The following is a 12128-nucleotide window of genomic DNA, read 5'->3' as shown; positions in this document are numbered from 1 at the left end:
CGGGGCTCCGCTTCGCTGCACTCCTCGCGCTCACGGGGCTGGCCTTTCGCTCGCGACTGCGGGGCTCCGCTTCGCTGCACTCCTCGCGCTCACTGGCTGCCCTCTCAGAAGGGGATGTCGTCGTCGGCGCCGCCGCCGGAGCCCACGACCGCGAAGGGGTCGGCGGACTGGGTCAGCGAGCGCAGGGTGTGCGAGGGCGCGGTGCCCGCCTCGGAGACCCGGGTCGCCCAGGCCGGGAAGGGGAACTCCAGGCAGAGCGGGACCGGGATGTCGGGCTGGTTGACGAACATCGTGCCCGGCTTGGCCAGCAACGCCCGCTGCCGCTGGGCCGGGGGGAGGAAGCCGTACTCGGGGCGGGAGGCCTCGGCCGGGTCCAGCCGGCCCACCACCCGGATCGCCGAGTTGGTGACGATGCGTCGTTCCACCTCGCTGGCGGTCTGCTGGGCCCCGATCAGGATCACCCCGAGGGACCGGCCCCGCTCGGCGATGTCGAGCAGCACCTCCTTGATCGGGGAGGAGCCCTCCCGGGGGGCGTACTTGTTCAACTCGTCCAGCACCACGAACAACAACGGTTTGGCGGTGCCGGCCTTCTCCTTGCGCTCGAACTCGCTCTTGAGGGTCACCCCCACCACGAACCGCTGCGCGCGGTCCGGCAGGTTGTGCAGGTCGACCACGGTGACCTGGGCACTCTCCGCGGTGTTGATCGAGTGGGGGCGGCGGGTGGCCAGGTCCCCCCGGATCAGCCGGGACAGGTCCTTCTTGCTGCCGATCAGCCGTCGGGCGAAGGCGTTCACCGTGCCCAGGCCGACCGCGCTGCCCGCCCAGTCGCCACGGGTCTCGTCGTCACTGAGCTGCTCGACGATGTGGTCCACCAGGTCGCCGTAGCTGCCCAGGCGCACCCCGTCGATGCTCACCCCGCCGTCGGCCGGCTGGGCGTACCGGGCCAGGTGGGCGGCGACCGAGTGGACCACCATGGTGTACTGCTGGCGTTCGTCGTCGGCGTCGGCGAAGACGTACGGCAGGAGCCGGTCGGCGCAGAACTCCGACAGGGTCCAGTAGAAGCTGTCCACCCCGGTCAGCCGACTGCTCACATCCGGGGTGCCGGAGGAGTCACCGACCCGGGGCGGGGCGTAGACCCGTACGTCACCGAAGGCGTCCGCGACCAGGCCCAGTCGGGCGTACGCGGCCCGGGTGGCGTCGTCCAGCCGGGCGTTCGGGTGATCCAGGAAGAGTAGATCCTCGCCCTTGACGTTGAAGATCAGTGCCTTGGCGTTGACCGCGTCACCACCGAGCTGCCCGGAGCGGAACACCGAGTAGAGCAGGAAGGTGGCGAAACTGGTCTTGGTGGCCACCCCGGAGATGCCGGAGATCGACACGTGGGCGCCCCGGGTGCCGTCCAGGAAGTCGGCGTTGAGGTAGACCGGCACCCCGTCCCGGCCGGTGCCCATCGGGATGCGGCGTTCCATCCGGTCGAAGTGCAGGGCCCGCGCCCGGGCGTCCCCCTCGGCCCGGTGCACCACCGCCCCGGGCTGCGGCGGCACGTAGAACTCCGGATCGACCCGGGTGGTGGTGATCTCGGCGGCCTCCTGCACCTGGGCGGGCAGGGTGCCCTCGGCGATGGCGAACACGTCGGAGTCGAACTGGGCCCCCTCGTGTCGCGCCCGGACCTGGGTGACCACCCCGGCGATGGTCACCGGCTCCCGGTCGGGCAGCTCCCGGCGGGTCACCACCACGTCGTCCAGTTGCAGGTAGCTGCCGGGGGCGACGGCCGTCCAGAACTGAAGGGGAGTGGCGTCGGCGGTGCCCAGCACCCGCCCGACCCCCTCGCCCACGACCTCGAACCCCTGGTCAGTCATCGGGCGGCCCCTCCTCGGCGGTCATCGCGGTCGGCGTACACGCCCTGCATCCTGCCGGAGGAGTACGACAGGTCGCCACGCGACGCGGCGGAGGACACGCCGGGACCCCGGGGGTGACCGCGCAGCGCTACCGCATCCTCACCAGGGGTTGCGCGGGGTGTGTCCGGTCAGCGGGCGTGGCGCAGCAGCAGGGTGCCGTCCCCGGCGAGCAGCACATGGCGCAGCGGCAGCTGTCGGGCCGGACTGGGCGGACCGGCGGTGATCCGGCCGGCGCCGGCGCCGGCGAGCAGCGGAGCCACCGACAGACAGACCTCGTCGACCAGGTCGGCGGCGGTCAGCGCGCCGAACAGCTGCGGGCCACCCTCGCAGAGCACCTGGCGCAGGCCCCGTCGCCGCAGTTCGGCCAGGCCGAGGGTCAGGTCGACCCGGTCGGTGCCGCAGTGCACCAGATCGGCGACCGCGGCCAGTCGCGGCGCCGCCGGTGCGCCGTCGCGGGTGAGCACCACCGGGCGTACCGGGGCGTCGGCGAAGGCCGCCTGCGACGGGTCCAGGTCCAGGCTGCCGGAGACCACCACCAGGGTGGGATACTCGGCCAGTCCGTGCGCTAGCCGCCAGGCCCGGCGCCGTTCGTCCAGCCGGATCGCCCGGTAACCCTCGTGGCGCAGGGTGCCGGCGGCGACCAGCAGCCCGTCGCAGAGCATCCGCAGCAGCCCGAAGACCCGCTTGTCCGGTGTGCCGGACAACCCGGCGGAGTAGCCGTCGAGGCTGACCGCACCATCGACACTCGTCACAAAGTTCATCCGCACCCGCGGGCCCTCGGCCCGGGGATAGCGCGCGATCAGCGCCTCGTCGTCCAGCCGGCCGGGGGAGGGGTCCGGCCAGAGGGCGCGGATGGCTGCCTCGGCGGTCATTCGCCGGCCGGACCGGTGACGACAGGGGTGGGTCGAGGGGTACGGTGCTGGCAGTCGCACCAGTTCCGGCCCGGGCAGTCGTCGTGCCGCCGCGACCGGCACGCTCGGCAGATCATGCTCGCAGCCTATGCCGTGGAAGGACGGGACAGCATGCCGCGTCAGATCTTCCAGCTGAGGATCTCCCTGTCCGGGGTCCGTCCCACCGTCTGGCGTCGGGTGCTGGTGCCGGGTGGCTACACCCTGGACCGACTGCACCGGGTGGTGCAGCACGCGATGGGTTGGCGCGACTGCCACCTGCACTCCTTCGACATCGAGGGCGTGCAGTACGCGGAGCCCGATCCCGAGGGTGATCTGCTCCTGGAGGAGGAGATGACCCCGCACGACGAGTTGGACGTGCGCCTGGACGCGGTGGCGGGCAAGGGCAGCCGGTTGCACTACACGTACGACTTCGGCGACTGGTGGGAGCACGACCTGCTGGTGGAGGACGTCTTCACCGCCGAGGCCGACGAGCGCTACCCGAGGTGTGTCGACGGGGAGCGGGCCGCGCCGCCGGAGAACATCGGTGGCCCGCAGGGTTACCTGCTGCTGCTCGCCGCGCTCGCCGATCCGGGGCACCCGGAGCACCCCGGGATGCGCGAGTGGGTCGGCGAGGGCTACGACCCGGCGGCCTTCGACCCCGACCGGGCGACCACCCTGTTGCGGCGATTCTGCTGATCATCGATATTCTGCGGGGCTGATCGCAGGATTTCCCGACGGGTGCGAAGCGGGATCAAACCGGTTCTGTGGTAACGATCTGGGAACGCTCCCAACGGCCTATTGACACTCCTGATACCTCCCGGCAATCTCATGGGAGCGTTCCCAAGGGGCGTAGATCACATTTTACCGCCCGGGGCGTCGACGCTCGGCTCACCAGCCGGCGGCCGGCAGACGCTGCGGCACCCCCCCACCACATAACCAGCCTCACCATCGAAAGAGGGGTCAGGATGAACCTCACCAAGCGGCGTACCCGCCTGGCGGCGGCCACCTTCGCGGCGGTCATCGCCGTCGGTGGCCTCGCGGCCTGCGGTAACGACGACGACGACAACACTTCGGCAGAGGGCGGCAAGCCCGCCAAGCTGGTCGTCGACACCTTCGGCGAGATGGGCTACGACGAGCTCGTCAAGCAGTACGAGCAGCAGACCGGCATCAAGATCGAGCTGCGCAAGACCGCGCAGCTGCGGGACTACCGGCCCAAGCTGGTCCGTTACCTCGCCACCGGCAAGGGTGCGGCCGACGTGACCGCGCTGGAAGAGGGCATCCTCAACGAGTTCAAGGCCAACTCGCGCAACTGGGTGGACCTCACCACGCTGGTCGACGACCACTCCAAGGAATACCTGCCCTGGAAGTGGGAGCTGGGCAAGGCGGCGGACGGGCGGCTGATCGGCCTGCCCACCGACGTCGGCAGCCTCGCGGTCTGCTACCGCAAGGACCTGTTCCAGGCGGCCGGTCTGCCCACCGAGCGGGACCAGGTCTCGGCCCTGTGGCCGGACTGGAGCGGCTTCCACAAGGCCGGCCAGACCTACAAGCAGGCCACCGGCAAGGGCTTCATCGACTCGATCACCGCGGTCTCCAACGGCGTGCTGTTCCAGCAGGGCAGTGACCTGTTCTACGACAAGGAGAACAACGTCATCGCCAAGGACAGCCCCGCGGTGAAGGCTGCCTGGGACACGGCGACCTCGATGGTGGACATCTCCGCCAAGGCGGAGACCTGGTCGCCGGCGTGGAACGCGGGCTTCAAGCAGGGCACCTTCGCGGCGACCTTCTGCCCGTCCTGGATGCTCGGCATCGTCGAGGAGAACTCCGGCGAGGGCAACAAGGGCAAGTGGGACGTGGCTTCCGTGCCGGGTGGCGGCGGTAACTGGGGCGGCTCCTGGCTGGCCGTGCCGGAGCAGAGCAAGCATCAGAAGGAAGCGGCCAAGCTCGCCGAGTTCCTGACCAACGCCAGTGGCCAGATCGCGGCCTTCAAGGCGGCCGGCCCGCTGCCGACCAACCTCGAGGCGCTGAAGAACGAGGAGTTCCTCAGCTACACCAACGAGTACTTCAGCGGCGCGCCGACCGGCAAGATCTTCGGCGAGAGCGTGTCCAAGATCGAGCCGGTCCACCTGGGCCCGAAGCACCAGGCGGTCAAGGAGAACGCGTTCGAGCCGGCCATGCGGGCCTTCGAGAACGGGCGGGCCAGCAAGGACGAGGCCTGGGCGCAGTTCGTCAAGGACGCGGAAACTCAGGGCGCCTTCTGAGTGTGATTCCCATCCGGTGGCGTTCGGGGGGATTTCCCGAACGCCACCGGTCGGTCACCCCTTGCGCGTGGCACCGCGTGCGGGCCCCGGGGCGTCGCCCGGAAAGGAAACCCCATGAGTCTGTCGGCCACGACGGCCCCGCCGTCCTCAGCACCACCACCCCCCAACGCCGAGCAGCGGCGCCGGCGTGGGCATCTGCTCAACCGTCTGGATCTCAAGTACTCCCCGTACCTCTACATCGCACCGTTCTTCCTGATCTTCGGCATCTTCGGGTTGTACCCGATGGTGCGTACCGCCTGGATGTCCCTGCACGACTGGGACATGATCGGCGACAACACCTTCATCGGGTTCGACAACTACACCCGGCTGATCTCCGACGGGTACTTCTGGAACGCGCTGGTCAACACCTTCGGCATCTTCGCGCTGTCAACCATCCCGCAGCTGCTGCTGGCGCTCTTCCTGGCCAACCTGCTCAACCGCACCCTGCTGCGGGCCAAGACCTTCTTCCGGATGGCCATCTTCATCCCGAACGTGGTCTCGGTGGCCGCGGTGGCGATCGTCTTCGGCATGCTGTACCAGCGCGACTTCGGTCTGTTCAACTGGCTGCTCAGCTTCTTCGGGGTCGAGGCCATCGACTGGAACGGTGAGAAGTGGAGCTCCTGGACGGCGCTCGCCACCATGGTCAACTGGCGGTGGACCGGGTACAACACCCTGATCCTGCTCGCCGGCATGCAGGCCATCCCGAAGGACCTCTACGAGGCGGCCGCGATCGACGGCGCCGGTCAGTGGCGGCAGTTCTGGCAGATCACCCTGCCCATGCTCAAGCCCACCTTCATCTTCGTGGTGATCCTCTCCACGATCGGTGGCATGCAGCTGTTCACCGAGCCGCTGCTCTTCGCCAACGGCAACATCATCGGTGGTGACCAGCGGCAGTTCCAGACCCTGGCCATGTACATGTACGAGATGGGCATCGTCAACCTGAACACCGCCGGCTACGGAGCCGCGGTCGCCTGGGCGATCTTCATGATCATCGTGCTGGTGTCGCTGATCAACTTCGTACTCGTCCGCCGTACGGCGAAGTGAGGAGAGACCAGTGAAATCGGCTTCCCGCCTGTGGCGTACCAGCCCGCTGACCTACCTGGCGCTCGTCATGGCGGCCCTGCTCTCGATCTACCCCTTCTACTACATGATCGTGATCGGCACCCGCAGCCTGGACGCGATCAACGACGTGCCGCCACCGTTCACTCCGGCGGGCTCGTTCGGCGACAACTTCGGCCGGGTGCTCGACAACGACGCGGCCAACTTCGTCACCGGTCTGATCAACTCGATCATCGTCTCCTCGGTGGTCACCGTGTCGGTGGTGCTCACCGGCTCGCTGGCCGGCTTCGCCTTCGCGAAGCTGCGGTTCCGGGGCCGCAACATCCTGCTGCTGTCGATCATCGTCACCATGATGATCCCCACCCAGATGGGCATCATCCCGCTCTGGGGCATGATGCAGTCGTTCGGGTGGTACGACAACCTGCTCGCGGTCACCGTGCCGTTCCTGGTCAGCGCCTTCGGCGTGTTCATGATGCGGCAGTACGCCAGCCAGGCGATCTCGGACGAGCTGATCGAGGCCGGCCGGGTCGACGGGGCCAGCACCTTCCGGATCTACTGGAACATCGTGCTGCCCGCCCTGCGTCCGGCCGCGGCCGTGCTCGGCCTGTTGACCTTCATGGAAACCTGGAACTCGTTCCTCTGGCCGTACGCGATCCTCAGCCCGGAGAACCCGACCCTCCAGGTGTCGCTCTCCTTCCTCTCGTACGCCTACTACACGGACTACTCCCAGGTCTTCGCCGCCACGGCGGTCGGCACCCTGCCACTGGTCCTGGTCTTCATCGTGTTCGGCCGCCAGATCATCGGCGGGATCATGGAAGGTGCAGTCAAGTCGTGAGCAACCCCGCCACCCCACCCTCAGTCGGCGTCCTAGACGAACGTGCGCCGCTGACCTTCCCGCCGGGCTTCCTCTGGGGAGCGGCCACCGCCGCGTACCAGATCGAGGGGGCCGCGGCGGAGGGTGGGCGTACCCCGTCGATCTGGGACACCTTCAGCCACACCGAGGGACGCACGGTCGCCGGGCACACCGGTGACGTGGCCTGCGACCACTACCACCGGGTCCGTGACGACGTCCGGCTGATGGCCGAGCTGGGGCTCAAGTCGTACCGGTTCTCGGTCTCCTGGCCCCGGGTGCAGCCCGGCGGGTCCGGTCCGGTCAACGCCGAAGGGCTGGACTTCTACCAGCGGCTGGTCGACGACCTGCTGGCCAACGGGATCGAGCCCTGGCTCACCCTCTACCACTGGGACCTGCCCCAGGAGTTGGAGGACGCCGGGGGCTGGCCGGCCCGCGACACCGCCGGCCGGTTCGCCGAGTACGCGCAGTTGATGGCGGACGCCCTGGGTGACCGGGTGAAGTACTGGACCACCCTGAACGAGCCCTGGTGCTCGGCCTTCCTCGGCTACGGCTCCGGGGTGCACGCCCCGGGCCGTACCGATCCGGCGGCGGCCGTCCACGCCGGGCATCACCTGATGCTCGGGCACGGGCTGGCCGTGCAGGCGTTGCGGGCGGCACTGCCCACGGCGCAGCTGGGGGTGACGGTCAACCTCTACCCGGTCACCCCGGCCAGCGAGGCACCCGGCGACGTCGACGCCGCGCGCCGCATCGACGGGTTGGCCAACCGGTTCTTCCTCGACCCGATGCTGCGTGGCCAGTACCCCGACGACCTGGTCGCCGACCTGGCCAAGGTGACCGACTTCGGGCACGTCCGCGACGGGGACCTGGCCGTCATCTCCGCTCCGATGGACCTGGTCGGGGTGAACTACTACAGCCGGCACGTGGTCGCCGCACCGCTGCCCGGCGAGGAGCCCGAGAAGTACTGGCGGGCGCCGACCAACTGGCCGGGCAGCGAGGATGTCCGGTTCGTCACCCGGGGCGTACCGGTCACCGACATGGACTGGGAGATCGACGCCCCCGGCCTGGTGGAGACCCTGCGCCGGGTGCATGAGGAGTACACCGACCTTCCGCTGTACGTGACGGAGAACGGTTCCGCCTTCGTCGACACCGTGGTCGACGGCCAGGTCGACGACGCCGAGCGCCTGGCGTACTTCGACGGGCACCTGCGCGCCGCCCACGAGGCGATCACCGCCGGTGTCCCCCTGCAGGGATACTTCGCCTGGTCGCTGTTGGATAATTTCGAGTGGGCCTGGGGCTACACCAAGCGGTTCGGCATGATCTACGTCGATTACGACAGTCAGACCCGCATCCCCAAGTCCAGCGCCAGGTGGTACGCAGAGGTGATCCGACGCAACGGTCTGGCCGCACAATAAGGCGACGGCCAGCCAGTAACAGGCGGCCCGGCACCGACGCTTCACCAGGTGCCGGTGCCGCCTGACGTCGGAGGAGCAGACGATGACAACGCAGCGCACCCGGTCGCTCGGGCGCCCGACCCTGGACGCGGTCGCGGCCCGTGCGGGGGTTGGCCGTGGGACTGTCTCCCGCGTGGTCAACGGTTCTCCCCAGGTGAGCCCGGAGGCCCGCGCGGCCGTGCAACAGGCCATCGCCGAACTGGGGTACGTGCCGAACCGAGCCGCCCGGGCGCTGGTCACCCAACGGACCGACTCGGTGGCCCTGGTGGTCAGCGAGTCCGGTGAGCGGATCTTCGCCGAGCCGTTCTTCGCCGGCATCGTGCGCGGGATCAGCTCGGCGCTGCTGGAGACCCCCTTACAGCTCTGGCTGGCCATGGCGCAGTCTCCGCTGGAGCGGGAGCGGGTAGAGCACCACCTGACCAACCAGCATGTCGACGGCGTACTGCTGCTGTCGCTGCACGACGACGACCCCCTGCCCACCCTGCTGGAGGAGCGGGGCCTGCCGACCGTGCTCGGTGGCCGCCCGGCGCGGATGCTGCACCCGGAGGCCCAGCCCGCCTCGTTCGTGGACGTGGACAACGTCGGCGGGGCACGCCAAGCTGTGGAATATCTGGCCGGTCGCGGCCGGCGACGCATCGCCACCATCGCCGGCCCTCAGGACATGGGCGCCGGCCTGGCCCGCCTCTCCGGCTACCGGGACGCGGTACGCACCGCCGGGTTCGGCATCAACCCCGACCTGATCGCGTACGGCGACTTCAGCGAGGAGAGCGGCGCGACCGCCATGCGGCAACTGCTGGACCGCTGCCCGGATCTGGACGCGGTCTTCGTAGCGGCCGACCTGATGGCCTTCGGGGCGATGCGTACCCTGCGCGACGCCGGCCGCCGGGTACCACAGGACGTGGCCGTGATCGGCTTCGACGACGCACCGATCGCCCGGCAGGCCGTACCCCCGCTGACCTCGGTCTTCCAGCCGGTCGAGGAGATGGGCCGACAGATGGCCCGGCTGCTGGTGGCCCGCATCCGCGGCGACGAGATCCCCGCCCCGCACATCGTGCTCCAGACCCAGCTGGTCGAGCGCGCCTCCGCCTGACCAGCGGGCGGACCTCGGGGCGATCGACCCGCCTGACCAGCGCCCAGCCTGCCCGAAGCGCGCGGTCGGCTTCGCTGCCCCCCTGCGGGTGATCGACTCCGTTACGGCGTAGTGGCGGTGTCCCGCCTTGGTCTACCCCGCCGTTTCGGCGTAACGGCGCCCGGCAGGCGGGGCTCGTCCGAGGTGGGATCAGGCGGCCGGCAGGCGGGTTCAGGTGGGCCGGCAGGTGGGGGGATCAGGTCGTCCAGCGGCGTAGTTCGCGGCGGGCGAGGCTGGCTCGGTGGACCTCGTCGGGGCCGTCGGCCAGTCGGAGGGTGCGGGCCTGGGCCCAGAGGGCGGCCAGGGGGGTGTCCTGGCTGACTCCGGCAGCCCCGTGGGCCTGGATGGCCTTGTCGATGACCCATTCGGCCATCGCTGGGGTGGCGATCTTGATGGCCTGGATCTCGGTGTGGGCCCCCTTGTTGCCGACGGTGTCCATCAGCCAGGCGGTCTTGAGCACCAGCAACCGGGCCTGTTCGATGCGGACCCGGGACTCGGCGATCCACTCGCGCACCACCCCCTGCTCGGCCAGGGGTCGGCCGAAGGCGATCCGCTCGGTGACCCGTCGGCAGAGCAGTTCCAGGGCCCGTTCGGCCATGCCGATCAGCCGCATGCAGTGGTGGATGCGGCCCGGGCCCAGTCGGGCCTGCGCGATGGCGAAGCCACCCCCCTCGGTGCCGATCAGGTTCTCCGCCGGCACCCGTACCCCGATGAAGTCGATCTCGGCGTGCCCGCCGTGCGGGGCGTCGCGGTAGCCGTACACCGTCATGCCTCGGCGGACGGTGACCCCCGGGGTGTCCCGGGGGACCAGGATCATGCTCTGCTGCCGGTGCCGCTCGGCGTTCGGATCGGTCCGGCCCATCACGATGAAGATCGCGCAGGTCGGATCCATCGCCCCGGAGGACCACCACTTGCGGCCGTCGATGACGTAGTGGTCGCCGTCGCGGCGGATGGAGGTGGCGATGTTGGTGGCGTCGGAGGAGGCCACCTGGGGCTCGGTCATGCAGAAGGCGGACCGGATCCGCCCGTCCAGCAGCGGCATCAGCCAGCGTTCCCGCTGGGCGGGAGAGCCGAACTCGGCCAGCAGTTCCATGTTGCCGGTGTCCGGCGCGGCGCAGTTGAGCGCCTCCGGGGCCAGATACGGGCTGTGGCCGGTCAGTTCGGCCAGCGGGGCGTACTGGAGGTTGGTCAGCCCGGCACCGTAGCGGGGGTCGGGCAGGAACAGGTTCCACAGGCCCCGCCGTCGGGCCTCGGCCTGCAACTGCGCCAGCACCGGCGGGCGGGCCCAGGGGTCCCCGGCGGCGGCCACCTGCTCGGCGTGCACCGCCTCGGCCGGGTAAACGTGCTGCGCCAGGAAGTCGGTCAGCTCCGCGCGCAGCTGTTCGGTGCGGGTGTCGTACCGGAAGTCCATCAGCTCTCCCGTACCGCGGACAGACCGTGGGCGACCAGCGGTGCCACCATGTCGCCGATGGTGTCGAAGCCCTCGCCCAGGGTCTGCCCGAGGGTGTGCCGATAGTGGATGCCCTCGCAGATCACGGCGAGTTTGAAGCAGCCCAGGGCCAGGTGCCAGTGCAGCGGGCCGACGTCGACGCCGCTGCGGGCGGCGTACCTGTCGATCAGTTCGGCGCCGGTCGGGAAGCCGGCCCCCGGACCCGGGTGCTCGGCGCCGTGGGTGCCCTCGGGGGGATCGACGCCGCCGAGCACCTCCCAGTAGGTCAGCAGCAGCCCCAGGTCGGCCAGGGGGTCGCCGAGGGTGGCCATCTCCCAGTCCAGTACGGCCGAGACGGCCACCGGTTCGATCGTGGCGAGCAGATTGTCCAGCCGGTAGTCGCCGTGCACGATGCGGCCGACGGGGTGACTCGCCGGGACGGTGGCGGCCAGCAGATCACGTAGCTCGTCGATGCCGGGCAGCACCCGGCTGCGGGAGCGGTCCAACTGCCCGGCCCAGCGGCGTACCTGCCGGGCCAGGTAGCCCTCGGGGCGACCGAAGTCGGCCAGGTTAACCGCCTCGGGGGCGACCGTGTGCAGGGCCGCCAGGGTGTCCATCATCGCCATGGCCAGCCCGTGCCGCTGCTCGGCGCTGAGCCGGTCGGTCTGCCGCCGACCGCGGAACACCTCGCCGGGCATCCGTCGCATCAGGTAGAAGGGTGCCCCGAGCACCTCCGGATCGGGGCAGAGCAGCACCGCGTGCGGCACCGGAACCTCGGTGTCGGCGAGTGCGGAGATCACCCGGAACTCTCGGGCCATGTCGTGGGCGGTGGCCAACACGTGCCCGAGGGGTGGGCGGCGCAGCACCAACTCCTGGTCCCCGGCCCAGAGCAGGTAGGTCAGGTTGGACCGGCCCCCGGCGATCAACTGGGCCCGCAGGGGATCGGTGGCCAGCTCGGGCCGGTGTTCGCCCAGGTAGCGGCGAAGTCGGCCGAGGTCCAGACCGGCGGGCGGGTCGTCGCCCTGATTCCACTGGCTGCCCGGATCGGTCATCCGGACAGTCCAGGGCAGCTCCGCCGGCTTGTCAAGGTCAGGTTTGACTCTCGAGACATGCCGCCGCAACGGG

10 protein-coding genes are annotated in these 12128 nt (G+C 69.9%); 6 read left to right on the top strand and 4 right to left on the bottom strand.

The features are described 5' to 3' along the window. Positions 1-104 precede the first annotated feature (104 nt). Both ABZ795_RS17345 and ABZ795_RS17340 read right to left on the bottom strand, forming a co-directional pair. The gene (locus ABZ795_RS17345) at positions 105-1856 is read right to left on the bottom strand and encodes an ATP-binding protein (RefSeq protein WP_357531075.1); all 1752 of its coding nucleotides are present in this window, start codon (positions 1854-1856) and stop codon (positions 105-107) included. A gap of 167 nt (positions 1857-2023) precedes the next feature. Further along, a complete protein-coding gene (locus tag ABZ795_RS17340; RefSeq protein ID WP_357531074.1) occupies positions 2024-2767 on the bottom strand; it encodes a pyrimidine reductase family protein in 744 nt (247 codons plus the stop codon). Positions 2768-2917: 150 nt separating this feature from the next. On the opposite strand from ABZ795_RS17340, the gene ABZ795_RS17335 reads away from it, so the two are divergent. From ABZ795_RS17335 to ABZ795_RS17310, 6 genes are all read left to right on the top strand, one after another. After that, positions 2918-3481 (top strand): plasmid pRiA4b ORF-3 family protein, encoded by a 564-nt coding sequence (locus ABZ795_RS17335; RefSeq protein ID WP_357531073.1) that lies wholly within the window; start codon positions 2918-2920, stop codon positions 3479-3481. 269 nt (positions 3482-3750) lie between these two features. Beyond that, positions 3751-5043, top strand: coding sequence for an extracellular solute-binding protein (locus ABZ795_RS17330; RefSeq protein ID WP_357531072.1), 1293 nt, complete (start codon positions 3751-3753; stop codon positions 5041-5043). Positions 5044-5157: 114 nt separating this feature from the next. Then, positions 5158-6126: a sugar ABC transporter permease gene (locus ABZ795_RS17325; protein WP_327022030.1), complete on the top strand. Its 969-nt coding sequence runs from the start codon at positions 5158-5160 to the stop codon at positions 6124-6126. 67 nt (positions 6127-6193) lie between these two features. Further along, complete coding sequence (locus ABZ795_RS17320; RefSeq protein ID WP_357531140.1) at positions 6194-6976, top strand: carbohydrate ABC transporter permease; 783 nt, start codon at positions 6194-6196, stop codon at positions 6974-6976. Beyond that, positions 6973-8406 (top strand): GH1 family beta-glucosidase, encoded by a 1434-nt coding sequence (locus tag ABZ795_RS17315; protein ID WP_327022029.1) that lies wholly within the window; start codon positions 6973-6975, stop codon positions 8404-8406. Before ABZ795_RS17320 ends, ABZ795_RS17315 begins: the two co-directional genes overlap by 4 nt. A gap of 82 nt (positions 8407-8488) precedes the next feature. Further along, complete coding sequence (locus ABZ795_RS17310) at positions 8489-9535, top strand: LacI family DNA-binding transcriptional regulator (protein WP_327022028.1); 1047 nt, start codon at positions 8489-8491, stop codon at positions 9533-9535. 235 nt (positions 9536-9770) lie between these two features. Here the strand turns inward: ABZ795_RS17310 and ABZ795_RS17305 are convergent, their stop codons facing one another. Both ABZ795_RS17305 and ABZ795_RS17300 read right to left on the bottom strand, forming a co-directional pair. Next, entirely contained in the window at positions 9771-10985 is a 1215-nt protein-coding gene (locus ABZ795_RS17305) for an acyl-CoA dehydrogenase family protein (RefSeq protein WP_357531071.1), read from the bottom strand. Further along, positions 10985-12055 (bottom strand): phosphotransferase family protein, encoded by a 1071-nt coding sequence (locus ABZ795_RS17300; protein ID WP_357531070.1) that lies wholly within the window; start codon positions 12053-12055, stop codon positions 10985-10987. The genes ABZ795_RS17305 and ABZ795_RS17300 overlap by 1 nt, the downstream gene beginning before the upstream one ends. Between the last annotated feature and the right edge of the window lie 73 nt (positions 12056-12128).

The sequence above is a fragment of the Micromonospora sp. NPDC047134 genome, assembly GCF_040643455.1.
Classification (GTDB): Bacteria; Actinomycetota; Actinomycetes; order Mycobacteriales; family Micromonosporaceae; genus Micromonospora.
The sequence above is the reverse complement of the archived record's forward strand: the minus strand, read 5'-3'. Positions and strand labels throughout refer to the sequence as shown.